This window comes from Fastidiosibacter lacustris (assembly GCF_003428155.1).
In the GTDB taxonomy this organism is placed as follows: domain Bacteria; phylum Pseudomonadota; class Gammaproteobacteria; order Francisellales; family Francisellaceae; genus Caedibacter; species Caedibacter lacustris.
In genome coordinates, this window is sequence record NZ_QLIR01000014.1 from 1 (window position 1) to 23968 (window position 23968).

At 36.4% G+C, this 23968-nt stretch carries 22 protein-coding genes; 13 read left to right on the forward strand and 9 right to left on the reverse strand.

Going from position 1 to position 23968, the window contains the following annotated elements; translation table 11 throughout:
* Window positions 1-333: 333 nt before the first annotated feature.
* A complete protein-coding gene (locus DNJ77_RS07145) occupies window positions 334-3075 on the forward strand; it encodes a hypothetical protein (RefSeq protein WP_116964316.1) in 2742 nt (913 codons plus the stop codon).
* A 236-nt stretch (window positions 3076-3311) separates the two neighbouring features.
* Here the strand turns inward: DNJ77_RS07145 and DNJ77_RS07150 are convergent, their stop codons facing one another.
* The 3 genes from DNJ77_RS07150 to DNJ77_RS07160 all read right to left on the reverse strand — a co-directional run bounded on the left by DNJ77_RS07150 (window position 3312) and on the right by DNJ77_RS07160 (window position 6556).
* Window positions 3312-4538, reverse strand: a complete 1227-nt coding sequence (locus DNJ77_RS07150) for a ribonuclease catalytic domain-containing protein (protein WP_116964317.1) — start codon at window positions 4536-4538, stop codon at window positions 3312-3314.
* Between the two features lie 94 nt (window positions 4539-4632).
* A complete protein-coding gene (locus DNJ77_RS07155; protein ID WP_116964318.1) occupies window positions 4633-5163 on the reverse strand; it encodes a hypothetical protein in 531 nt (176 codons plus the stop codon).
* A 175-nt stretch (window positions 5164-5338) separates the two neighbouring features.
* Window positions 5339-6556 carry an MFS transporter gene (locus DNJ77_RS07160; protein WP_116964319.1) on the reverse strand — a complete coding sequence of 406 codons (1218 nt, stop codon included), beginning with the start codon at window positions 6554-6556 and terminating at the stop codon, window positions 5339-5341.
* A 302-nt stretch (window positions 6557-6858) separates the two neighbouring features.
* Between DNJ77_RS07160 and DNJ77_RS07165 the strand changes: the two genes are divergently transcribed.
* Both DNJ77_RS07165 and DNJ77_RS07170 read left to right on the forward strand, forming a co-directional pair.
* Window positions 6859-7629 carry an SDR family NAD(P)-dependent oxidoreductase gene (locus DNJ77_RS07165; protein WP_116964320.1) on the forward strand — a complete coding sequence of 257 codons (771 nt, stop codon included), beginning with the start codon at window positions 6859-6861 and terminating at the stop codon, window positions 7627-7629.
* Window positions 7630-7640: 11 nt separating this feature from the next.
* Entirely contained in the window at window positions 7641-8525 is an 885-nt protein-coding gene (locus DNJ77_RS07170) for a DMT family transporter (protein WP_116964321.1), read from the forward strand.
* Here the strand turns inward: DNJ77_RS07170 and DNJ77_RS07175 are convergent.
* Window positions 8522-9931 carry a peptide MFS transporter gene (locus DNJ77_RS07175; protein ID WP_116964322.1) on the reverse strand — a complete coding sequence of 470 codons (1410 nt, stop codon included), beginning with the start codon at window positions 9929-9931 and terminating at the stop codon, window positions 8522-8524. The genes DNJ77_RS07170 and DNJ77_RS07175 overlap by 4 nt on opposite strands.
* Before the next feature lie 350 nt (window positions 9932-10281).
* On the opposite strand from DNJ77_RS07175, the gene DNJ77_RS07180 reads away from it, so the two are divergent.
* The 4 genes from DNJ77_RS07180 (at window position 10282) to DNJ77_RS07195 (ending at window position 14709) form a co-directional block, all read left to right on the forward strand.
* Window positions 10282-11037 (forward strand): indole-3-glycerol phosphate synthase TrpC, encoded by a 756-nt coding sequence (locus DNJ77_RS07180; protein WP_116964323.1) that lies wholly within the window; start codon window positions 10282-10284, stop codon window positions 11035-11037.
* Window positions 11038-11087: 50 nt separating this feature from the next.
* Window positions 11088-12524 carry an amino acid permease gene (locus DNJ77_RS07185; protein ID WP_116964324.1) on the forward strand — a complete coding sequence of 479 codons (1437 nt, stop codon included), beginning with the start codon at window positions 11088-11090 and terminating at the stop codon, window positions 12522-12524.
* Window positions 12525-12945: 421 nt separating this feature from the next.
* Window positions 12946-14226, forward strand: a complete 1281-nt coding sequence (locus DNJ77_RS07190; protein ID WP_420810630.1) for an AmpG family muropeptide MFS transporter — start codon at window positions 12946-12948, stop codon at window positions 14224-14226.
* Window positions 14227-14412: 186 nt separating this feature from the next.
* Entirely contained in the window at window positions 14413-14709 is a 297-nt protein-coding gene (locus tag DNJ77_RS07195; protein ID WP_116964325.1) for a hypothetical protein, read from the forward strand.
* Here DNJ77_RS07195 and rlmH read toward each other — a convergent pair.
* Together rlmH and yaaA are read right to left on the reverse strand one after the other, a co-directional pair.
* Window positions 14700-15170: a 23S rRNA (pseudouridine(1915)-N(3))-methyltransferase RlmH gene (rlmH, locus tag DNJ77_RS07200; protein ID WP_116964326.1), complete on the reverse strand. Its 471-nt coding sequence runs from the start codon at window positions 15168-15170 to the stop codon at window positions 14700-14702. The two genes, DNJ77_RS07195 and rlmH, sit on opposite strands and share 10 nt — an antisense overlap.
* Window positions 15167-15940 carry a peroxide stress protein YaaA gene (yaaA, locus tag DNJ77_RS07205; protein ID WP_116964327.1) on the reverse strand — a complete coding sequence of 258 codons (774 nt, stop codon included), beginning with the start codon at window positions 15938-15940 and terminating at the stop codon, window positions 15167-15169. The genes rlmH and yaaA overlap by 4 nt, the downstream gene beginning before the upstream one ends.
* 225 nt (window positions 15941-16165) lie before the next feature.
* On the opposite strand from yaaA, the gene glpX reads away from it, so the two are divergent.
* The 3 genes from glpX to DNJ77_RS07220 all read left to right on the forward strand — a co-directional run bounded on the left by glpX (window position 16166) and on the right by DNJ77_RS07220 (window position 19112).
* Window positions 16166-17134 (forward strand): class II fructose-bisphosphatase, encoded by a 969-nt coding sequence (glpX, locus tag DNJ77_RS07210; RefSeq protein WP_116964328.1) that lies wholly within the window; start codon window positions 16166-16168, stop codon window positions 17132-17134.
* Window positions 17131-18018 (forward strand): LysR substrate-binding domain-containing protein, encoded by an 888-nt coding sequence (locus DNJ77_RS07215; RefSeq protein ID WP_157966639.1) that lies wholly within the window; start codon window positions 17131-17133, stop codon window positions 18016-18018. The genes glpX and DNJ77_RS07215 overlap by 4 nt, the downstream gene beginning before the upstream one ends.
* 89 nt (window positions 18019-18107) lie before the next feature.
* The gene (locus tag DNJ77_RS07220) at window positions 18108-19112 is read left to right on the forward strand and encodes a TDT family transporter (protein WP_116964330.1); all 1005 of its coding nucleotides are present in this window, start codon (window positions 18108-18110) and stop codon (window positions 19110-19112) included.
* Between the two features lie 36 nt (window positions 19113-19148).
* On the opposite strand, the gene DNJ77_RS07225 is transcribed toward DNJ77_RS07220, so the two are convergent.
* Complete coding sequence (locus DNJ77_RS07225) at window positions 19149-19910, reverse strand: hypothetical protein (RefSeq protein ID WP_116964331.1); 762 nt, start codon at window positions 19908-19910, stop codon at window positions 19149-19151.
* A gap of 167 nt (window positions 19911-20077) precedes the next feature.
* Here DNJ77_RS07225 and DNJ77_RS07230 point away from each other — a divergent pair, with 167 nt between their 5' ends.
* Window positions 20078-20596: a cytochrome b gene (locus tag DNJ77_RS07230; protein ID WP_116964332.1), complete on the forward strand. Its 519-nt coding sequence runs from the start codon at window positions 20078-20080 to the stop codon at window positions 20594-20596.
* Here the strand turns inward: DNJ77_RS07230 and DNJ77_RS07235 are convergent.
* Window positions 20593-21330 (reverse strand): L-threonylcarbamoyladenylate synthase, encoded by a 738-nt coding sequence (locus tag DNJ77_RS07235; RefSeq protein ID WP_116964333.1) that lies wholly within the window; start codon window positions 21328-21330, stop codon window positions 20593-20595. The two genes, DNJ77_RS07230 and DNJ77_RS07235, sit on opposite strands and share 4 nt — an antisense overlap.
* Window positions 21331-21388: 58 nt before the next feature.
* Here DNJ77_RS07235 and hslV point away from each other — a divergent pair, with 58 nt between their 5' ends.
* Window positions 21389-21943, forward strand: a complete 555-nt coding sequence (gene hslV / locus DNJ77_RS07240) for an ATP-dependent protease subunit HslV (RefSeq protein WP_116964334.1) — start codon at window positions 21389-21391, stop codon at window positions 21941-21943.
* 28 nt (window positions 21944-21971) lie between these two features.
* Window positions 21972-23321, forward strand: a complete 1350-nt coding sequence (hslU, locus tag DNJ77_RS07245; protein WP_116964335.1) for an ATP-dependent protease ATPase subunit HslU — start codon at window positions 21972-21974, stop codon at window positions 23319-23321.
* 16 nt (window positions 23322-23337) lie between these two features.
* Here hslU and DNJ77_RS07250 read toward each other — a convergent pair whose 3' ends face one another.
* Window positions 23338-23844: a dihydrofolate reductase gene (locus DNJ77_RS07250; RefSeq protein ID WP_116964336.1), complete on the reverse strand. Its 507-nt coding sequence runs from the start codon at window positions 23842-23844 to the stop codon at window positions 23338-23340.
* Window positions 23845-23968: the final 124 nt, after the last annotated feature.

The following is a 23968-nucleotide window of genomic DNA, read 5'->3' on the forward strand; positions in this document are numbered from 1 at the left end:
AGTTTGCAACAGAACGAGATTTGCTAAGTGTCAAGAAGCAATATAGTTTTCAGACTATCTGTCCTAAATTTTACGTTAAACTTGTTTATTATAATTTGACCAACATAATATCAAGAAAGATAAAATAGAGAACATTTACGTGCCAAAGTCTATTTTTTTAGATTATTCCATCGAAGTTCAAAATCAAAACGTAAAAGAATTATCAGAGGTACTTTGCTTTGACTTTAGATTTTTTTAAATATAGAGATGAACATAAAAATTTAAAAAATATAAAAGTGGTGACTAAAATTCACGATTGAAGCAGAAATATGAGAGAACAAGTTGAGAACACAAATGAAAAATAGTAACAAAAAAATATTAGTTTTAACTGTGCTTGGCTTTTTGTATAACGGTACATATGCTACATGCACTTTAAAAGAAATCAGCGGAGATTGGACGAAGACCTTAAGTTTTAGCTGTGATGAAGATATTGATCTGACACAACGAGCCATTGAGTTTACAATAGACCAAGGGAAAATAAATGCGGTTTGGGATCTCAGGGACAATACAGCTAAAAAGGAATTATCTGCACCAGTGACTATATCTCAAGATGAACGAAATATTAAGGTTCAGTATGGACAATATTGGTGGCCAGAAGAGGATGTAATATTACCTAAAGGTCATCTGGCAAGTTTTACTTTTTCATCTACAGAAAATAACTTAAATATTACTGAGTTCCACGTTCAGTCCTCACAACCAGAAGAAACAAGTCTGTTATTATTTGAGCAAGCAAACGATAGTCACACACTACCCAATGACACTGTAATTGAGCTTATGGAAAATGGGGTAATTGCGTATAGGGTTACTTGGAAATCAGTAAAAACACAAGGTTTAAACGTAACTCCCGGGAGATATAGCATTAGCGCATATGTTAAAAAGGATGATATACAGCAACCAGTTGCTATTGTTTCAGCCAATCCTGTGACAGCAGTTAAAAATAAATCGCAAATCGTGACGTTAAAGTATCAATTGCAAGATTCACAGTTAAAATTCAGCTTGTTGCATGAAAAACCACAAGGAATCAGTAACAACGTTGTTTCCGTGACAATAGAGGATAAAAATAGTGTAAGTGATAGCCAAACCTTAGATGTCCCTTGGGGTGCAGATAAGACGATTACATTGGCAAAAGATAAAACCTATCGGTTTAGTACAGAAGATATAACTGGCTCTATGAGCGTTTACCACTTTACATTTTCTCCAACTGAAGTAACTCTTGAAAATCCAAGCACCATTTACTCTGTGAGCATGAACGTTACAGAAACACCGATTATCACTTACCCTGTTTTTTATACAATCTCAGGATTACCAACAGGTAGCAAAACAACGTTGACATTAAGTCAGGCAGGCAAGGTAATTGATAAACAAGAGATTGAAGATACGCATGGTGAAGAACTAAAAGTGAATTTGCCAGTGGGTAGTTATGAAGTGGATGCTGCAAGTATCACGATAGGTGACTATCAATATAGCTTAAAACCGCAAACAGTAGTGATTCAGAATTGTCAAAGTTGTAATCACTTTGTCTTGCAATTTGATAAAAATGAAGCTCATCCATCTGTAAAGGGCTGGCCAAATTATATTGCTATGGGAGCTGTGACGGATGCCAATTTCCTAAATCCAACACAGTTTAGAGATCGACCTGTAGATGCAATTTTTAAATATGCAGGTGATGGCGGAAATGGTGACCCTGGTATGATTATTTATCCAATTTACACTCAAAACACCTATAAACTTGCGCAGGTGGTTACAGAGCAAAATAAGCGTGTAACTCGTCCTGTTATGGTGATTTATACTGCCGAAATGAGCGGGGGCACAAGTTTTAAAGATTTTGATAATAGTAAAAGTGAAGATGAGCTACAAAACCTGATTTTAACAAAGCATTTTATTAACTTAATGTTGGAAGCACAGACCATTCAAGCTGAAGGAAAGAAGTATGATCTGCCAGGATCAATTATATTAAACCCTGATCTTATGGGGATGATCCAGCAAATGTCTTTATATAAGGACTTGCTTGATCCAAATTCACCAACTTTTATAGATGTCAAAAACGCATTGCAGCAGGCTTATTGGTTCGTTACAACTGCGCATAATTGGACAATTATGTTGAATAACGGTAAGACACTGAATATTAACAACAAAACACCTGAAGGTTTTTTTCAAATTGCTGAAAATGGATCTCTTAAACCAGACGTTTATAGCCCATGGGACGTTAAAAAACCATGGGAAGAGAATGCTATTGAAATATTAAAAGATTATAAAGGTCAAACGGCGCAATTGCCAAACTTCAGCGATGACTTTAAAGGTTGGATCCAGGCTAGTAACTGGGTGATCAAAAACTTTGCTCCAGATATTAGCTTTGGGTGGCAAGAAAATGTCTGGAATGTGATAGGTGCAAATTGGTTGCATAAGGATTTAACAGAACAACAAGTAGAGGAAGTTATCAGTAATTCAACGATTAAATTGTGGCAGGATGCTGGCTTGTATACCGGAGCTTACAAACCAGATTTTTTGGTATTTGATAAATACGAGCGTAATCCAATACCAGGTGAAGTAGGTGCAGGATTTGTTTGGAATAGCCGTGACTGGAATAATTATCTAACTTATGTCAAACAATTATCAGAAGGTTTGGGTAAAGTGCCTGTAATGTTATGGCAATTGCCAGGAGGGCATTTACAGACGACAGAGGAGCTTGATCAAGGTACCCATGGGGCAACAGCGCCTGATTACTTCTTGGGTAATCCTGTGGTTAAAAAAGACTTAAGTAATCTACAAAGCTATATCAAAAATATTACTCTGCAAAAAGAGATTTATGATTGTGAACCAGCATGTCAATTGCCACAGTATTTATTGAGTAATGGTCAGATGATCAGCAATTATGATTGGTCGCGCGACAACATGGATAAAGCGCAACAAAGCCATGTATTTGCTATCCTATGGGGTGGCGGTAGTACCACTAGTGTCGGGACTTTCCCCATGGATGATGGTGGCTGGCTTGCCACTCAGATCAAACGATATTACAATAACCCACAACCGGTATGAAACTTGTAAAATCGTTATTTTAACCATGAATTCTGGGTGAATTATTTATTGGGATGAAGTTAAAAGAATTTAAACCATCTCTATAAATTAGACGATTTATAATTGCAATCGATAGTATCTATCGTTACAGCTAAAACGCCTAATTTTCTAAACTATCCTGGTTAAATATCTGTCGTAACGAGTACGTATAGCCTGCAAAATTTTTGAAACGGTAGCAAAAATAAAATAGAGTATTTTCACCTGCCTACAGTGTTGTCAGTCAAAACCACCTGAAAATAAAAATCCTGAGTTGGAAGTTTCACGTGACTTAATTTTATTTTGATGGTTTCATCTAATTCTACCGACTCCACTAATGTGAGTTTTTTGATTAGCGATAATGCGGGAATAAATATGGTGACACGATTCCCTTGTTGTTTTTCGATCACGATTGCCGCACCCTCCCAGCCACAATGTTGCATAAGGTAAACGCATTTCCAATGATTGTTACTAAACATTTCTGATTGACGTGCAGCCTTGATGCCAGATTCACTTTCACCAATACGCACCAAAATCTCTTCCTCTGAAAACAGTGTTTCACCTTTTAGAAAGCGGCGAAGTTGCTGATGAACAACCAGATCTAAATAACGCCTTAATGGGCTTGTAGCTTGAACGTAAGCAGATAATCCCATTCCTGCGTGACGATCAGCGACACTCTTATATTGACCTTTTTGTAGGCGTCTTCTTATGGCAAACATCTCGGATAACTTAACAGGCATTTGCTCTTCTGGAGTTAAATCATGCTCTGGCTGAGTTGAAAATGGTAATGGAATATTATGCATATCAGCAAATTTCGCTATAGCAACACCTGCCATAAGCATCGCATCACGCACGATATTACGACTTTTTAATATTTCAAGTTCCCTAATCTCAACTTTATATTCTCTCAACTGTAGTTTGACTTCAGGAAACTGTAGATCAACAGCGCCATGCTGATGACGATATTGATTGAAGGCTTTAGAAGCTTCAACAAAATATTGAAATGGTTTTTCTGTTAGTCTTGCTTCAGCTGCTGTATAACTTAGACGCTTGACCTTGATAGTCGATAATACCACTTCAATATCTTGAATTTCGCCATCTAACACTCTAAATCCAACAGAAAGCGCAGGTGAAAGTGGGTGTAACCCTAGTGCCAAGTTATGTGTTACTTGATGTGGTAGCATTGGTACAATCTTTTCTGGCAAATATAGATTAGTACCTCTGGCACGCGCTTCAATATCTATTTTACCATCGGGAGTGATTATTGCCGCAGGATCTGCAACGTGCACCCAAAACTTTTGATTGGTTTCATCAAAACTGATTGCATCATCTGGGTCATGGCTATCTTCATCATCAATAGCATAACTTTCCATATGGGTTAAATCTACTCTTGTTTCATCTTGAAGCTTAGGTAAATCAAACTTTGGCTCATCTAAACTTATGCCCATTCTGATTGGATATGGATTAAAAAACTCATTCCAATAATTTATTTCCAGTAATAATAGATGTGCATTTTGTTGATTTTCTTCTTTGTCTAAGAATTTAAAAAAACCGACAACTTAAACTTTGCCCTAGGGCAAAACTCACAATCTCTTTAAGGAAGGGTTCATCTTGAGTGAGATAGGTCTTCTGTTTTAACCGAGTGATAAAACTCTCTAAGGCTTGCGCTTTTTGTTTTTTCTTTTCTGCTTCTTTGATAATAGCAGCTATCGTTTCTTCATTATTGACAACGATTTCACCAGATTCTTCAGCAAAATGGACATTCTTTTGCACATGTTGCCATGTGGCATAAGCCGTAGCAGGTGTATACTCACCATAAATTAATTCGCTTAATTCTGGATAGCTTGTTTTTTCACCTTGTAATAAATTCCAGGCTTCAATTAACTCACCATCTCCTAATTCATCTGCAAGTACATCAAACTTCTTAAAACCACCATCATGTAGCAATAATAAATTTTTTTCGGGCAATTTTATGGTTTTTTCATTTTCTAACTGAATTTCGACTTTCTTATCTTGAAAACCAATCACTCTCGCTGGGTGATTTTTAAAAATTACTAAACTATCTATTTGCATTCTTAACTACATATCAGCTTGATGGATTAGGGCTATGGTATCAAAAAAGCGAATAAACAGGGATGATTGTTACTGATTTTTTTGGTTTAGAAAAAATCCCCAATCAGAATCGATAATTATACGATAAGGGCCCCAGGAAATTAAGCCTTCTCAGGATAGCTCTACAAGACTAAAATTAGCGAATAATATCATGACTTTCATTGGCAAAAATAGCACGTGCATGTAGCAAATATAGGATGATCGCCAGCACTGACAAAAGCAAAGCAAAGCTTAGCCATATCCAGAATATATTGGCACTTGATATAAAGGGGATAACGACAAATAAGGCAATGCCGCCTGTACATTTACCAATCAGATCAATAATGCTGATCCCTGTTGAGTGATATTGCTTATCGATGTTGCGTGCCACCAGAACGTTCACCAAATTAGTGGCATTGGATAGAAGACCGTTAAAGCTAGCATATAAAAATATAACAATAACAATCAAAGCAGTGCTGGAAGAGAAAAACAGTAATAAATACAAGGATGAGCTTGCTAAAAGGAGGCTAAGCACAATGGAGGGGATTAATGGTAGTTTTGTATAAATATATTTGCGAAATAGTATGGAATATAGATATTGTCCACATAAAGTAAATGAAAAAATAAGTGCCAAAACTAGAGGTTGTACTAAACCTGTATGGACAAAAAATGGCTGCCAATATTGATAAATAAACTGCATCATTCCTATACTAACGACCCCTGAGATGAGGAAAACTTTGCCTATATTACTGACTAAAAGATAACGAAATGCTGATACAAATATCATACGCGATGGTAATGGCTTTTCTTTATTTTCAGGCGCTCCAGCCTTCTCTTCAGGAAGTATGCAATAGAAAAGCGTCACTAAAATAAGACAAATAACGGTAATGATAAATACATAGGTTGATATCAGCGCACCAATGATGGAGGCAGTAGTAATAGATAAAAACACCATTTCAGAAGAGCGAATGATGTTGTTCATAAAGCGATAATCATGGCGCTTACTATTTAAATGCAGTAACCAAGCTTCATAACTGCCAGCATAGAACGCTAGTCCCATTCCATTAAAAATTTCACCTAAAATTACTTTATTAGAGGTTGGTTCTATTAGTAAGCTAAAATACATAATTTGGCACAAACACGCTATAATTAAAGCCTTTTTTCGACCATACCTATCGGCAACCATACCAGCAGGAATAGTGACAATGGTCGAAGTAATTAATTGTAAAGCCTTGGCTAAAGTAAACGCTTGTAGGGATACGCCATGCGCTAGAATGACTACAACGATAATCGCACCTGGTAAGGTGCGTGAAAAATTGAAGAGAGCATTATTGATGAGTAATGCAGGAAGTGTTTTTTTATCTAACACAGTCATTTAACATCCCACACAATGTTTGCCATATGTCTATGAGCTTATCCGAGAAGCCATATAATTTATATTCTATAATACACATGGTTCATCACTATAATATCTGTAATTTGAATATGTTACACACTTTTGGAATATCAACAAATGTTATTCATAAGCTTTATGTTGTCAGTCAAAAAAGCATATATAAGGAAGATGCTTGTTGATAAGTTTTTTTATATACTCATATTAAATATTGAAATTTCTTAGAGCTTGTCGCAAGCATAGCAACGGTAAGAGGCTCTAGCTATCACAAATTAAGGGTCAAAATGTCACAATCAAAACCAATTGTTTTAATTACTGGAGCAAGTGCAGGCTTTGGCGCAGCTATGGCAAAAAAATACAATGCCAATGGTCACCCAGTCATTTTAACCGCACGACGCTTTGACAGACTTAAGAAGTTAACACAAGAGCTAGATTCAAACTTTCCTATTCACATCGCTCAATTAGATGTTACGCAGAAGAATGATATTGAGCAGTTTATCAAAGCTTTACCTATGACGATGCGGAACATTGGGATTTTGATTAATAACGCAGGACTTGCTCTTGGTCTTTCAAGCTTTCAAAATGCTGATGAGCTTGATTTTGAAACGATGATCAACACCAATATTAAAGGGCTCATCTATATGACTAAACGCATTTTGCCATTTATGCTTAATAATAACATGGGTCATATTGTCAATATTGGCTCTATCGCTGCAAACTGGCCTTATCCTGGCGGTCATGTATACTGTGCAACCAAAGCTTTCGTCCAACAATTTTCACGCACACTTCGTTGTGATTTACAAGGTAAAAACATTCGCGTAAGTGAAATTGAACCAGGTATGTCACAAACCGAATTTTCTTTGGTGCGCTTTAAGGGTGACGAAGTCAAAGCAAATGAAGTTTACGCAGGAAACTCACCACTTATTGCTGAAGATATTGCAAACATTGTTTACTTTACCACGACTCTACCACCACATATCAATATCAACACGTTAGAGGTCATGCCAACTTGCCAAAGCTGGGCACCATTAAGTATCGTCAGTCAATCACTTTAAAGGAGGCTAATATGTGGAGCATTTTGTCACTTATTGTGGCACAGATGGTAACTGGGATAAATATTACAGGTTCTAAGTTTCTAGTGGCAAACCTACCTATTGTCGTGCTACTGGAAATTCGATTTGTTGTTGGTAGCCTAGTGTTGATGCTGTGTATGCCTTTTTTGCAACAAAAAAATAATCCACAAGATAAAATTTGCACTTTAGCCAAAAAGGATTGGTTTATTTTGATCATGCAAGCACTTTGTGCTGGAATGTTTTTTAACCTTCTTATGCTTTCTGGCATTCAGTTTACCACGGCTAGTATGGCAGGGCTTATTACTAGCACACTGCCAGCAATGATTATTATTCTATCATTCTTTATTTTTAAACAACGCATCACGCGTTTAAAAGCACTATGCATCATATTTGCTACCATTGGTTTAATTGCGATTAATGGCACAAATATCACGGCTAATGATTTCTCATCGTTATCGCTTATCGGTGACGGGATTATTTTGATCGCGATGCTTCCTGAAGCGTTATACTATGTGATCAGCAAATTCAAAAGTACAGAGCTATCTGCTGTAAAATCAGCATTTTTAATGAATATTATTAATGCCATTGCCATGGTCCCATTTTTGTTTTTTACCAATTGGTATGAATTAGTGGTACTTAGTTACATTGCTTATTTTGTATTGCTTTTAGTTTCTATCTCTTCAGCGCTGTTTTATTTGTTTTGGTTTATGGGATGTAATCAAGTCAGCGCGAGCACAGCTGGACTCGTTACAGCAGCAATGCCAATTTCAACCCTGCTACTATCATTTATTTTTTTAGACGAAAAAATTACTCTCATTCAAGGCGTTGGAACGTTGCTTATCCTTACCTCTATCATGCTTGGGGCAAGGAAAGGTTAACCGTGTTTAATAAACCTTCTAACACAAAAACATAACATGCTGCCGATTACCGTCAGTGCAATGAATAATAGTAGACCTAAAGCCATACTTGATTTGACTGACTCAGTATCCCCGGCAATAGTTACACACTGTGAAATAGCACCCGCCAGTTTGCCACCAATGCCAAGTGTTACCAACCATATGCCCATGTAGAGTGACACGTAATTCGGTGGCGCTAATTTAGTAATAAGCGATAAACCAATTGCAGAAAGCGATAGCTCACTAATTGCCATCACTAAAAATGCAATGATCATATAAGTTGCAGCCATACTACTATCTATTGGTGTAAGTTTGATGCCAATCCAAATAATTAAAAAGACCAACGCTAATGTCATAAAGCCAAAGTTAAATTTATCGATATCATGTATCGGTTTGCCTTTGTGATCAAAGTAGAGCCATATTTTCCCCATGAAAAAGCCAAAAATAAGCACTCCAGCTGCCTCAAAACTTAAAAACTGAGAAGTTAATATATTCCAGCCCAGAAAATGTGAATTTACGCCTTGCGAGATAAATAACAATATCGAAATAAATATTTGAAAAAACAGCGCCCAGTATAAAATGGAAAGCACAAAAAACACTAACAACACGATTACATTACGCCAATATTTTTTTTGTGCCGAAAATGTCATAATCACCAAACATCCGATTGCTGCAACAATAATTGCTACATTTGCAATAATGGGATTTTTTAAAATAATGAACACCATCACAAAATATCCGACCAAAATAACAGTTGTTTTAGCAATAATAGTTAAGTTTATTCTGACTTCTTTTATGTGTTTAACCAACAAGAAAAAACCAATAATCAGATTTATTAGCACCAAAATCGAAACAATTAAACTTGAATAAAACGGTGCTGCAAATCCATACGTGTCATTCAAATATGAAGCGATAAATAGCGCAGCAAAACCACCTGCATTAATACCAATGTAGAAGATATTAAATCCAAAATCACGCTGCCCTTCAGTGGCGCCTGTATGATCATAAAAGCGTCCAATAAAAGAGCTAATATTCGACTTGATTAATCCCGTACTAATTGAGATAAATGCAAGTCCAACAAATAGTAGATTTTCAGAACTTGCAATAGCAAGTATACAACTACCTGTAATCATGAATCCAACACCGAGTATTGCTGAGCGATAATAACTAATCAGTTTGTCAGCAATGTAGCCTCCCACTAAAGCAGAAATATATACCATGCTTAATACTGTTCCAACTAAAGAGGCGCTTGCTGCCTGTGGAAGATTAAATTTTTGGATTAAAAAGAAGATTAATAGTGATTGAATAACGTAGTAACTGTAGCGCTCTCCAAATTCAGTAAGGCTTGTGATGGTTAAAACGCTGGTTTGTCCTTTTAAAGTTTTCATTCAGTTTTCGACTAAATTTAAATTGCTTAAGCGTAGATTCGATAATAAAAGTATCGAAAAATCAAGAAAAAGTTTACTCTAAACGTAACTGCTCAGAAAATAATTCCCATCCCTTTTAAATAATTTGTTGTTAAATACTGTGTAAATTCAAATTCTCGTTACACATTTAGTAACAAATAAGTATGGTTACTTTTAAATCTTATTATGTTCTAATCTGAGCAAAATAGTGATTTTTTAGCAGCTTTCACTTAATTCAAGTTAAATTTAACACGTTAATTAATACAACTTGAAATTCAGATTAGACAATGGCACAGTGATAACTGTGTTTTGTAACCCTTTAGGATAATGATATGATTCTACGACAAATTATCGAATCCAAGGATAAAGAACTTTTATCTCTTCCAACTATCGACTCAAAGTACTTAGCTAAATCCAATAATAATTTTTTAACAGCTATCCATAAGGCGAAAGTTGCAATTATTGCGGAACTTAAAGCACGGTCCCCTTCAGAAGGGATAATTGACCCACACTATGATCTGATTAAGATTGCGACAGAATATGAACAAGGTGGTGCTTGTGCACTTTCTATTTTAACCGATAAGCCATTTTTTGGTGGGAGCTTTGAGGATATTCAAAGAGTAAGGCAAGTTACAAGTTTACCTATATTGTGTAAAGAGTTTATTATAGATGAAAAGCAGGTATATCATGCGCGTAAAAGTGGGGCTGATGCGTGTTTGTTAATCGTTCGTTGTTTAACAGCAGATAAACTAAAATTACTCATTGAATGTGTTGAATCTTTAAATATGACAGCACTTGTTGAAGTTTTTGATGAGCAAGAAACAAAAATGGCGCTTAACTGTGGGGCAACACTTATCGGTGTTAATAATCGTGATCTTGATAGTCTTGAGATGGATATGAACAACATTGCACGCTTAGCAAAAATCATACCTAACTATGTTACCCTATTGAGTCTATCAGGTGTTAAAACAGCAGAAGACTTATATTATTATGCGACAACCTATGATGGAGTACTTGCAGGCACGTTACTGATGAAAGCAAATGATAAGGTAGCGCTGTTACGTAGCGCTATTTATACACGTCCATAAAATGGTTAAGTTTAGTGCAAAAAGATAAAATAAAAAGGGAAAGGAAAGATATGTCAAACTTAAAGCGGAATTTGAAAGCACGCCATTTGATTATGATTGCATTGGGGGGATCTATTGGAACAGGGCTTTTTCTAGCCAGTGGCAGTGCGATTTATGAAGCGGGACCAGGTGGTGCAATGTTAGCTTACACCATCATCTCAATAATGGTTTATTTTTTAATGTGTAGTCTTGGAGAGATGGCAGCACATTCGCCAACAACAGGTACATTCTGTGAATATTCTAGCAAATATGTGAGTCCAGAATTTGGATTTGCTATGGGTTGGAATTATTGGTTTAACTGGGCGATTACTATTGCCGCTGAAATTATTGCCGCTTCATTTATTATGCAATATTGGTTTCCAAACGTGCATACTATCTATTGGAGTGTATTGTTCTTTGTATTGATATTTGGTCTTAATCTTCTGGCAGTCAAAGTTTATGGCGAAACGGAATATTGGCTTTCATTTATCAAAGTTGCATTTGTGATTATCTTCATTGTGGTTGGTATTCTGACTCTTGTTGGCGTCACGGGTATGGGAGGCTCTGTAGGCTTCGAAAATTGGCATATAGGTGATGCACCTTTTCATAATGGTGCAATTGGCTTTATGGCTGTGTTTTTGATTGCAGGGTTCTCATTTCAAGGTACAGAACTTGTTGGAGTGGCAGCAGGAGAAGCCGATAATCCACGCAGTTCTATTCCACAAGCGATTAAGCGCACTTTTTGGAGATTGGTGATTTTTTATATACTTGCAATTGGTATTATCAGTTTTTTAATTCCTTATACAAGCGAAATTCTGGTAAATAAAAACTCAGATATTGCAGTTAGTCCATTTACGATTGTTTTTAAAAATGCAGGGCTTACTTATGCGGCCACCATCATGAATGCTGTAATTTTGATTGCTATTTTGTCTGCTTGTAACGCAAGTATGTATTCAGCGACACGGATTATGTGGCATTTGGCACATACTAAACAAGCCCCGCGCTTATTTGCTTACATCAATCGTCAGGGTATTCCAGTAAATGCACTTTTGATTACCGGACTTATAGGCTGCTTTTTCTTTTTGACTTCCTTTTTAGAAAATGGAGCGGTGTTTATTTGGCTTGTTAATATTTCCTCTTTAGCAGGTTTTATTGCTTGGTTTGGCATTGCATTAAGCCATTATCGTTTTCGTCGCGCATATCTTATCCAAGGCTATGCACTAAAAGATTTACCCTATAAGTCAAAATGGTTCCCAATGGCACCCATTCTTGCCATGATTTTGATTGCCATCATTATTTTAGGACAGGAGTTTCATGACATCTTGACAGGTAATCTAACTTGGCAGAAATTTTTTGCCATCTATATTGGCTTTATTTTATTTCTAGTACTTTTGATCGGCTATAAACTCGTAAAGCATAGTAAACTTATTCCCCTGGCTAAGTGTGACGTGAAAGCGAAGAAACACTAAAGTATGTAGTAACAGCATTGATTGGCAGTAATGAGGTATAAATATTTTCTTTTAAGGATATATCAAAGAATATGAGCATATTAGCAAAGGTTATATAAAAGCTAAAAGTGATTTAGCTATATTACTATTGAGCATCTAGGTGCTGAAATCTTACTGTATGGCTTTATTCGTAACAGCCAATCACGAATGACAGTGAGAATTGAAGGTTATTGACAAGGAAATGGCGATCAAGATATTCATTTACACGTGCAAAAGCAACATTTATATGCTTTTGACTCAAAAATACAAAAGCGCTTAGATTTAGGTAAATATGTAATGATAAAGGTCGTTTAGGCATAAATACGCTTTTTAAATGTTTGACACTAAAATTTATGAGTGGTATATACTTAATTTTCATTACTCTAGGTAGAGTTTTACATTTATGAACTTTTCCACACAGTTAAAAGCGGCAACAATTGATAGTATTAAAGGGATTCTAACTAGCCGCAAGATGCTGGTGATGTTTTTATTAGGCTATTCTTCTGGTTTGCCTTTGATGTTAACCGCCTCATCTTTGCTGTTATGGTATAAAGAGGCAGGAATAAGCATTCAAGATATCGGTCTTTTGTCACTGGTGGCAATTCCATATACGATTAAATATCTGTGGTCACCTGTTATCGATCGTATAAGCTTTAAATATTTAGGACGCAGAAAAGGTTGGATATTGCTTATGCAGCTTATACTCATTTTTTGCGTATTCTTGTTGAGTCAATTCTCACCTTCCAGTTCCCCTGTTATGATTGCGATCATTGCATTGGCAATTTGTTTTTTTTCAGCAACTCAAGATATTGCTATAAATGCCTATCAAACAGAAATACTAAATGAAGATGAGAGAGCTTTAGGCAGTTCAGTATCAGTTTTGGGTTATCGTGTTGCAATGATGGTGACAGGTGCACTGTTATTGATAATAGTTGAGTATTTTGATAATAATTGGAATAAAGGGATGCAGGCGCTTATTCCTTTTTTTACCATAGGATTGCTAGGGACGCTATTGGCAAAAGAAGCTAAGGTGACAAATCAACCTAAAACATTCGTTGATGCAGTTATTCTGCCGTTTTATGATTTTTTCACTCGGCGTGGAATATGGGTGGCAACCGTAATGTTACTCATTATTGTTTTTTATAAATTTAGTGATGCTTTGGCATTTTCACTTAATACAGTTTTCTTTTCAGAGCTTGGGTTTGATAAAACTACTATTGCCGTTTCATATAAGTTTAACGCGCTTATATTTACTTTTATTGGTTTAGTTTTAGGTGGGATGCTTGCCAAAGGCTTTGGATTGTTTCGTACTTTTTTATGGTTGAGTGTGCTAATGGCGACTGCCAATTTAATGTATATGTGGCTTGCTCTTATTGGTAAAAGTTATTATTTGATGGTGCTATCTGTTGCCATTGAATACATGATTGGTGCAATGGGGACAGCTGTATTGGTTGCGATGATTATGAGCTTGGTCAATAAAAGTTTCTCGGCAACACAATTTGCTGTATTAAGCTCGATTGATTCGTTAGGAAGAGTGTTAGTAGGGCCAATGGCTGGATGGATTCAAACACATTGGGGGTGGTCAGCATTATTCTTTGTGAGTTTTGCTATTGGAATTGCAATCGCTTTCGGGATATGGCGAGCAAGAAGACAAATTATGTTAATGGCAAATTTACATGGCTAATTGTATTGACTGTTATGGTTGTGCATGTGTATTGATTTTTTTATTTGAAGCAGTTTAAGGGGGTAAGAGCGTTTAAGTCTACTTTGGAAGCTATAAAGTGAGTGATTTTGAAATTTGTTGCATTTGCATAGTGCTTAAGAACTGATAAACTTACACCTACAAATAGCTGTTTGTTGGTTTTAGCATTTGAAAATAAATGATGAAGATGAGTTAAAGCTTCCCGTTAAACTTCGTGATCACCAGGGAAACCTTATTATTATTTATATTTCATACGCTGATGAAGGGATCACATTTAGTTACCTTGAATCCTCAGCCACTTACCCTGAAGAGCTAAATATTCTTGGTTGGCTTGAATCTGTTACCAAAAAGAAGATACTACATTTCCCCAAAAATTTGGACTACATCTACGAAGAATGTGAGCAAAATCCAGAAAATATACTGAGCATTTTTTACCATTACTTTTCTGCCATTCGCTATTTGTGATAAGGGTGCCCTTGCAATATTGTCCATGCACGGTAAATTTGCTCTGCAAAAATGATGCGTACAATCGGGTGTGGGAAAGTCATTCTTGATAATGAGATTTTTTCTTGAGCCTGTGCTTTAATACATTGATCAATACCATCAGGACCACCGATGACAATTGCGACATTAGGCGTATGTTGCTGCCAGTTTTGAATTCTTTGTGCCAACTCTTCTGTACTTATTTGTTTAGATTGAACGTCTAATATTACTAAATGATCATTGTCATCAAATCTGGATAGTAGTGTTTTTGCTTCTTGCTCCAAGTATTTTGCAATGCTAGCGGTTTTAGTCCGCTTTGCAATAGGTAGCTCAATAAGCTGTAATTGAATCGTAGATCCTGATAGACGCCTACTATATTCATCAAAACCAGCCATGACCCATTTGGGCATTTTCTCGCCTAAAGCTAAGAGTTTTATTTTCATGGCTTTACTCGAGTAAAGCAAAGCAAATATGTATGTGAGAGTTCAGAGTTAAAGGTATAACCATCATAATCAAATGCCTTAAGTCCATCTATGGTGTTGATACGATGGTCAAGAATGAAACGTACCATACGCCCTCGTGCGCGTTTGGCAAAAAGTGCGATTGTTTGGTATTTATTCATATGGTGTTCTTTAAAATCGACTTCTAGCCACGTTGCATGAATTGCTTTCTGATCGATTACTTTACTATATTCATTTGAAGCTAGATTAACAATCACTTTGTGCTCACTGGTAGCAATAATTTCGTTTAACTTTGTAGTAAGTTTAGCGCGCCAAAAATCATATAACAGCAAGTTATCAATATAAAACTTTACTCCCATTTCTAAGCGATAGGCTTGAATTAAGTCAAGCGGACGAATAAGTCCATATAATCCTGAGATCATCAATACATGATTTTGTGCATAGTCGAGTTGGTTGGCAGTTAAACTTAACGTATCTAGCCCACGATATACATCGCCTGTAAAGGCAAAAAGTGCTTGCTTAGCATTCGCTTTAGTATAATTTTGGTTGTCAAAATTAACATACATATCAAATACCTTCTCGGCAAGCTTAGGCGATATTTTCATTAAGGTCTCAAATTGATCTGGAGAATAGTGTTTTAGCTTTTGCACAAGTTGTGTAATTTCATTTTTAAATAATACATCAGTTGCTTTATCCGTTGGTACGTTGTTGCTAAAATCCTGACTTTTAGCTGGTGAAATCAAGCTTAACATAATATTTCTTATTTAAAATAACCTTGGTGCACATTGTAACAGAATATACTTAGGTCTAAATAGGTGTAGCCTTTAGTTTTAGCCAAAAAAACTCATACCTTTTTCAGATCACAATTGTTACAATGTTGACGATTTTCAACGAACACCAACCTTCCTGTATGGCTATTTTTGTTATGGCAATAAGCATGATGTTGGTGCACAAAGACTTAATCAAAGAGGCGTAGAATGGATCGTAATTTAGCACTAGAAACCGTAAGAGTCACTGAAGCTGCAGCCCTATCTGCTTGGCGTCAAATGGGCAAAGGGGATGAAAAAGCCGCAGATCAAGTTGCAGTTGATGCCATGCGTCGTGCCTTAAATGGACTAGATATTAATGGTACGGTTGTTATTGGTGAGGGTGAGCGTGATGAGGCTCCTATGCTTTATATTGGTGAGAAAGTTGGTAAAGGTGGTCCTAAAGTTGATATTGCTTTAGATCCATTAGAGGGGACGACCATCACAGCAAAGGGTGGTCCTAATGCACTGGCGGTTATCGCTATGGCTGAAGATGGTGGTTTTTTAAATGCTCCAGATGTCTACATGGAGAAAATTGCAGTTGGTGGACATGGCTTACCAAAGGATATCATCGACATCAATGCAGAACCTGCTGAAAATCTAAAACGTTTAGCTGATTTTAAAGCTATCCCAATAGAAGCCTTAGTAGTGTGTATTTTGGAGCGTCCAAGACATGAAGAAATCATTCGCAAAGTGCGTGAGGCAGGTGCGCGTATTGCACTTATTGGTGATGGCGATGTTTCGGCTGTTATAGCTACAGCACAAGAAGACAGTGGTATTGATATGTATATGGGTGTAGGTGGCGCGCCTGAAGGGGTGTTAGCTGCTGCTGCCTTACGTTGTCTAGGTGGACAAATGCAGGGGAGATTAATTTTCAGAAATGATGATGAAAAAGCGCGTGCTAAAAAATGGGGCATTGCGGATCTGAATAAAATCTATCATTTAACCGACCTTGCTTCTGGTAATGTGCTTTTTGCAGCCACGGGTGTGACTGATGGTCAAATGTTAAAAGGTGTAAAACGCAAGGGTCAAATCGCAAAAACACATAGTTTGGTCATGCGCTCTGTTTCTGGTACGATTCGACATATTGAAGCGGAACATAACTTCAACTTTAAAAAAGGTTTTGAATATTTAGGTTGAGTCATAACAATATGCTGTCCTATCAACAACTTGCCATATTTACTGCGATTGCCGAGCATGGCAGTATCACTAAAGCATCAGAAGCGCTCAATTTAACACAGCCTGCATTAAGTAGTGCTTTGTCAGGATTAGAAGCGAAATTAGGCGTGAAACTTTTTGATCGTGTTGATCGTAAAATTGTACTTAACCATAATGGGGAGCGTCTTTATCCTCAAGCTGTTAAGCTTTTGGAAGAGGTAGCTAAAGTCCAAAGTTTTTTCTCTCATAACCAAGCGCTTTGTGGTAAGATCCGCATTGCTGCAAGCAACACCATTGGCAACTATGTTTTACCACCGCGTATGGCGAGTTTTAAAACCAAATACCCAAATGTGCAATTGATACTAACTATCTCTAATAGTGAGCAAGTTATTGAGCAAGTGATCCAGCATCAAGTTGAAATTGGATTCATAGAGACAAATTGTCTAAATAACCAAATCAACTCTTTCCCTTTTGCCCAGGATGAACTGGTTTTATTTGTGTCAAAACAACACCCATTAGTAGGTAAGAACAATGTGAGCATAATGGACTTAAAAGACTATCCATTTATTTTGCGTGAACGTGGCTCAGGCACAAGAGGCATTCTAGAGCAAAACTTCTTACCTTTAATGAACTATCAACTCAATATTTTTTTAGAACTTGGCAGTAGTGCAGCAGTATGCTTAGCGGTTAAGAATAGCCAAGCTATCGGTTGTATTTCACGTCATGCCTTAGTCGATCAACCTGAGTGTGTTATTTTAACATGTGATATGTTTGAGTTGAAACGTGATTTTCTTGTTGTTCAAAACAAGCGCACACATATTTCAGAGCTTACCGAAGAATGGTTGGACTGGGTTATTAATAAGTAAAATTAATGTGTCCAATAACTTTTAAAAAATTTAATTTATTTTTATTGTCAAATATACTATCAGTATATTAAATTGCTTAAAGGTGTATTATGAGACAACGTATTAAAACAATTTTAGAAAATACGCCAACTCCGATGGCAGGTTTGGCATTGGGTATATCAGGCTTAGGTTGGAGTGCTGAAAATGCACTTTCTACTCATCATACTTTGCAGATTACAAGCGCGGGAATAGCATTAATATTGATCCTAGTCGTAGCCAGTAAATTTATGCTCTGGCCACAAAAACTGCTTACTGACCTATCTCATCCTGTTATTGGTAGCGTTGTCCCTACATTTGCGATGACACTTATGATTATTTCTAATAGTATCGAATATTTCAATCATATTCTAGCTGAAATTGTATGGCTTATTGCAGTGATCATTCATTTGTTATTCTTAGCTACTTTTATCTTTCACAGAGCGAAAGTCTTTGAATTACATCACATGGTACCGTCATGGTTTGTACCACCAGTTGGGATTATTGTTGCTGACGTTGCTTTTCCAGGTGGGGTATTACAGCCATTGGCAATCACTTTGCTTTATTTCGGACTTGTTTGTTATGCAATTTTACTACCTGTAATGCTTTATCGCATTATTTTTTGTCATGAGATACCTGATGCGTCTAAACCAACTATTGCAATTTTTGCTGCACCTGCAAGTTTATCTTTAGCAGGTTACTTGACTGTTATCGAAGATCCTTCGCCAAATGTTGTTATCCTCCTTGTTGGTATTGCAATTCTCATGACTGCTTTAATTTACATTGCATTTATTAAACTCATGACGCTTCCTTTTAGCCCAGGCTTTTCAGCATTTACGTTCCCAATGGCCATTGGCTCAACAGCTTTATTTAAAACAGCACATTGGGCAGAAACCGTTATACATCTTCCACCAGAATACGTTGCCCAAATATATTACCTTGCTGTATTTGAGCTTATTATCGCCACACTTGTTATTGGGTTTGTTGCCCAGCAATATTTGTATCACTTAGTGTTGAAAAAATTCAATATAGGTGCTGTAAACAAGGTGAGTGGGATGAAAAAGAAGATTAACGCTTAGTTGCTAAAAAACTAAACGATTTTGATTTTATGTTATTTACTGATATGCTGATATAACTGCTGTTTGGTTGAGTTTAAATCCTGATGGATTAGTTATTATTTTATAATCTCCAGCTACTACTCCATCTGCTGCTATTGAAGTGATTTCGCCTAAATCTGCTAAAACTTTACCAATGGTTGCAATTGTAAAAGCTCCATATTCTGATTGTAATACTAAGCCATAGTTATTGACTGAATAGATGCGATAACGATTTGTAACTTTATCTTCATTTGTCGCTACTACTGTCTGTGGTTGTGGTAATTTTGCATTTATTACCGGAGCGCTACTAGAGATATGCTTAAGCTTAGCATCAATTTGCTTCATAAGCTCATCACTGACTTTATCTAAGTTTTTTGTCTGCTTTTGGATTTCATCAAGCTTCATCTGTATTTGTTGTAATTGCGTTACCGCCTCAGTATTGCCATTTAGAATCATCTGCTGTAAATCAGCAATTTTAGCATCTGTTGATTTACGCACTTGCTTTGCTTCTGCGTGTATGATGTCAGAGAGTGTATTGCGAATCTCTCCTGCTTGATCCTCAATATGTGTTTGTAAAACCTGTTGGTGTGCTAGGATATCTTTTTGATTCTTAATGATAAATATTTCAAAAATCAAAACACATATCATTGCTCCAATGCAAATAAACACAAGTTTCTTTTGTTGGGTTATCGGTACTTTTTTTGGCTGTTCATCATATATGTTATTGGTTGAATGATTATCCTGTGGTTTTTTATTCCATATTTTAAATAAATTCTTCATAGCATTAACGCGATTTTGTTTTGCAATTGATGTGCTAAGTATATATCACTCACAAACCATTTTGCAGTATTTCTTGTTCTGCCTAGTAATTAATAGTGATTTCTTATTTTTCTTGTTTATACTTTTAAGTTCCATGATTTGGAGAAAAACAACACAAGGATAATGATATGCCAAAATATAACGTTCTTATTCGATTACTGCATACACTTGTTGCGCTAGGAGTGATTTTACAAGTTATCGTTGGCTTTTTCTTTGATGATATGTTCAGTAAGCTTAACCCTGCATTTTTCATGACCATCCATAAATCTATAGGTTTAAGTTTATTCTTACTTATTGTGTTTTTAATCATTACGCGTATATTTTCCAATAAAATTCCCTATCCCAAAGAAATGCCCGTCATCCAGCGGATGCTTGCTAAATTGGTGCACTGGGGATTGTATTTGTGTATATTACTCATGTCATTGTCAGGTTTTATAGCATCACAACTCTTTCATAGCAAATGGCAATATTTTTATTGGTTTGATATCCCCAATTTCTTACCGAAAAATCCTGGGCTTGGACGTGAGATTTTTAGCTGGCACCCTTTTATTGCTATGATTTTATTGGTGCTTGTCATTTTGCACATATTAGCTGCACTTTCCCATCAGTTTATTGCTAAAGATAAAATCATGCAAAAAATGTTTTAATCTCTTAAAACCTCGTTGCTAATAAGGTTGATAACGCGTGAAGGTTTTGCTGCAATAAAATTTTGTTGTGGATGAATATAATCTAGCTGATCACCAAAATAATGTTGTACCTTATCATAGGAAGTGGCAGGCGGTTGATTGGATAGATTTGCGCTTGTTGAGATAATCGCGCATCCTAGTGTTATTGTTAGCTCCTTAAGTAGTGGATGATCTGTTAAACGTACCGCAATCGTACCAAAATCACCAGTTAACCAACGGTATTCATGTTTCACTGGTACTACCCATGTCGTTGGTTTATCTTGTCTTTGACTGAGTATTTCTAGCTGTTTTTCATTGAGCTTTTCGGTATCTATTAACGCTAATAAATGTGAAATGTCACCAGATAATACAATAAATCCTTTCTTTAAATCGCGCTGTTTCAACGCTATAACTTTTTCAACAGCCGCTTTTTGAATAATACAACTTAAGCCATAAACAGATTCTGTTGGTAATCCTAACACTTTACCATTTTTAAGCATTACGGCTATCTGTGCTAGGGTTTTATAAAATTTTTCAGTGCCCATGTGTTTTTTCCAAATTTGCCATTTAGGTTCATCAATGCTAACGTTGATTATTCTGATAATCAATATACAGATAAAATCTAGAGTAAAGGGTGTGGGTCTAGCAGGCAATAGATAAGGTCTTGGCAATGACAAGACGCATTTTTTAAAATTTATTCTTGCAATTTTTAGCATCAGCTCAATCTATTGCCAATACGTTTTTTAACCCAAACGCTAAGTGGGGAATTGTTTTATGTTGGAAATGAAGGGCACAACAATTTTGTGTGTGCGCAGAGGCGACGAAGTTGTTGTTGGTGGAGATGGTCAGGCGACATTAGGTAACACAGTTGCTAAGGATAACATTATTAAAGTGAGAAGGCTAAGTAATGGTAAAGTACTAACAGGTTTTGCTGGATCGACAGCAGATGCGTTTACCCTATTTGAAAAATTTGAACAGAAATTGGATTTTTATCAAGGCAATCTTGAACGAGCGTCGGTTGAAATGGTACGTGAATGGCGTTTGGATAGAATGATGAGTAAACTTGAGGCAATGATTATTGTCGCAGATGAAACAAAATCTTTACTGATCTCTGGTTCAGGAGACGTAATGGCTGCTGATGACAAAGGTATTTTGTCTATTGGTTCTGGTGCAGCATTTGCTAAAGCTGCAGCACATGCACTTGTTGATAATACAGATTTACCAGCTTACGAAATTGTGAAAAAGAGTTTAAATATTGCAGCAGATATTTGTATTTATACCAATCATAATTTAACAATTGAAAAATTGCCTAATAAAGCAAAAACATAGTAATTTAAATTTTTAGAGGATAGAAGTTATGTCGCAAATGACTCCAAAAGAAATTGTGAGTGAATTAGATCGATTTATTATCGGTCAAAAAGAGGCTAAGAAAGCAGTTGCCATTGCGCTTAGAAATCGTTGGCGCAGAATGCAGTTAGAAGAAGGGATGCGCCAAGAAGTGACACCCAAAAACATTTTAATGATTGGACCTACAGGGGTTGGGAAAACAGAAATTGCACGGCGCTTAGCAAGGCTTGCTAATGCTCCATTTATCAAAATTGAGGCGACAAAGTTTACTGAAGTAGGTTATGTTGGGAAAGACGTTGATTCTATTATACGGGATTTAGCAGATATTGCTATCAAGATGCTTCGTGAGCAAGAAAAAGCAAAAGTGGCGGTAAGAGCAGAAGAGCTTGCACGAGAGCGAATTTTGGATGCGCTATTGCCATCAGCAAGAGAAAGTAAAGTTGGCTTTGCCAACGAGCCAGTGGAAAGTGATAAAAAAATTGAAAGCACTACAAGGCAGCTGTTTAGAAAAAAGCTAGAAGCAGGTGAGTTGAATGATAAAGAAATAGAAATAGAAATTGCAACACCTACAATTGGTATGGAAATCATGGGACCTCCTGGCATGGAGGATATGACAAATCAACTACAAAGTATTTTTTCATCTATGGGAGGTGATCGTAAAACACGCAGGAAAGTCAAGGTTAAAGATGCGCTTAAATTATTGCAAGATGAAGAAGCTAGTAAGCTTGTTAATGAAGATGATGTTAAGCTTAAAGCGATTGAGGCTGTCGAGCAAAATGGTATTGTCTTTATTGATGAAATTGATAAAGTGTGTAGAAGATCAGATCAACGAGGTGCGGATGTTTCTCGTGAAGGTGTGCAGCGAGATTTATTACCACTGGTTGAAGGTTCAACGGTGTCAACAAAATATGGTATGATTAAGACAGACCATATTCTGTTTATTGGTTCGGGTGCCTTTCATGTTGCAAAACCTTCTGACTTGATTCCTGAATTACAAGGTCGGTTACCGATTCGTGTTGAGTTACGGTCATTAGAGGTTGAAGATTTTTTCCGAATCTTAACGGAGCCTGATTATTCATTGATTAAACAGTACATTGCGCTGTTAGCCACAGAAGGAGTTGAAGTGAGATTTGAGCAAGAAGCAATTGCGCGTATTGCTGAGATTTCCTATCGCGTCAATGAGGAGATAGAAAATATAGGAGCTAGACGCTTACATACTGTGCTTGAGCGTTTATTAGAAGAGATTTCGTTTGATGCTTCTGACCGTATGGAAAAAAATTTTGAGATTAACGCTAGTTATGTAGATGAGAAGCTTGGGGATCTGGTAAAAGATCGGGATTTAAGTCAATATATTTTGTAAAGTTACGTTGTGCCAATTACATAGTGGTGTTGTTATTAGTTTTTTCCCACACTTCAAAGTCAAAACTGCATTCATTTTTATCATCTTGTAGATAATGGCGTTGACCAATACGCTTAAAGAGCTTTTCATCCCATTGTGGAAAAAAAGTATCGGCTTTTTTTATGGTGTTGACTTTAGTAATATACAGTCTATCGACATACGGTAAGAAAGCTTGGTAAATTTCAGCACCGCCAATAATAAAAATTTCATACTGTGGTTTTTCGCGTACTAAATTCAGAAGATCATGGATGTCATGTATCACAGTACAGTTCTCTTGAGTATATTTTTTTTGCCGAGTGAGAATAATATTTTTGCGGTTGGGAAGTGCATGACCAATTGAATCAAAGGTTTTGCGTCCCATGACGATATAATTGTTTTGAGTGAGGACTTTGAAATTCTTTAAGTCATCGGTCAACTTCCATGGCAAGCTGTTTTTAATGCCTATACCTTGGTTTTGATCATAGGCAACAATAATAGATAGCATGATGAGCTAAACTCCCTAAGAATGTAAGAATTAAAGTTGGGTTATTGTAACGAATTTTAGTGGAAGAAGAAAAATTTTTGCACTTAAAATAGTCATAAAAACCTTTGATTTTCAGGTTTTTATG

Coding starts and splice junctions, on each gene's coding strand:
- DNJ77_RS07230 (WP_116964332.1), top strand. CDS start 20,078: ATGCCAAAATATAACGTTCTTATTCGATTACTGCATACACTTGTTGCG.
- rlmH (WP_116964326.1), bottom strand. CDS start 15,170: ATGAAAATAAAACTCTTAGCTTTAGGCGAGAAAATGCCCAAATGGGTC.
- DNJ77_RS07180 (WP_116964323.1), top strand. CDS start 10,282: ATGATTCTACGACAAATTATCGAATCCAAGGATAAAGAACTTTTATCT.
- DNJ77_RS07160 (WP_116964319.1), bottom strand. CDS start 6,556: ATGACTGTGTTAGATAAAAAAACACTTCCTGCATTACTCATCAATAAT.
- DNJ77_RS07190 (WP_420810630.1), top strand. CDS start 12,946: ATGAACTTTTCCACACAGTTAAAAGCGGCAACAATTGATAGTATTAAA.
- DNJ77_RS07175 (WP_116964322.1), bottom strand. CDS start 9,931: ATGAAAACTTTAAAAGGACAAACCAGCGTTTTAACCATCACAAGCCTT.
- hslV (WP_116964334.1), top strand. CDS start 21,389: ATGTTGGAAATGAAGGGCACAACAATTTTGTGTGTGCGCAGAGGCGAC.
- DNJ77_RS07235 (WP_116964333.1), bottom strand. CDS start 21,330: ATGCTAAAAATTGCAAGAATAAATTTTAAAAAATGCGTCTTGTCATTG.
- DNJ77_RS07220 (WP_116964330.1), top strand. CDS start 18,108: ATGAGACAACGTATTAAAACAATTTTAGAAAATACGCCAACTCCGATG.
- DNJ77_RS07185 (WP_116964324.1), top strand. CDS start 11,088: ATGTCAAACTTAAAGCGGAATTTGAAAGCACGCCATTTGATTATGATT.
- hslU (WP_116964335.1), top strand. CDS start 21,972: ATGTCGCAAATGACTCCAAAAGAAATTGTGAGTGAATTAGATCGATTT.
- DNJ77_RS07250 (WP_116964336.1), bottom strand. CDS start 23,844: ATGCTATCTATTATTGTTGCCTATGATCAAAACCAAGGTATAGGCATT.
- DNJ77_RS07155 (WP_116964318.1), bottom strand. CDS start 5,163: ATGCAAATAGATAGTTTAGTAATTTTTAAAAATCACCCAGCGAGAGTG.
- DNJ77_RS07225 (WP_116964331.1), bottom strand. CDS start 19,910: ATGAAGAATTTATTTAAAATATGGAATAAAAAACCACAGGATAATCAT.
- DNJ77_RS07170 (WP_116964321.1), top strand. CDS start 7,641: ATGTGGAGCATTTTGTCACTTATTGTGGCACAGATGGTAACTGGGATA.
- yaaA (WP_116964327.1), bottom strand. CDS start 15,940: ATGTTAAGCTTGATTTCACCAGCTAAAAGTCAGGATTTTAGCAACAAC.
- DNJ77_RS07145 (WP_116964316.1), top strand. CDS start 334: ATGAAAAATAGTAACAAAAAAATATTAGTTTTAACTGTGCTTGGCTTT.
- glpX (WP_116964328.1), top strand. CDS start 16,166: ATGGATCGTAATTTAGCACTAGAAACCGTAAGAGTCACTGAAGCTGCA.
- DNJ77_RS07165 (WP_116964320.1), top strand. CDS start 6,859: ATGTCACAATCAAAACCAATTGTTTTAATTACTGGAGCAAGTGCAGGC.
- DNJ77_RS07150 (WP_116964317.1), bottom strand. CDS start 4,538: ATGGGCATAAGTTTAGATGAGCCAAAGTTTGATTTACCTAAGCTTCAA.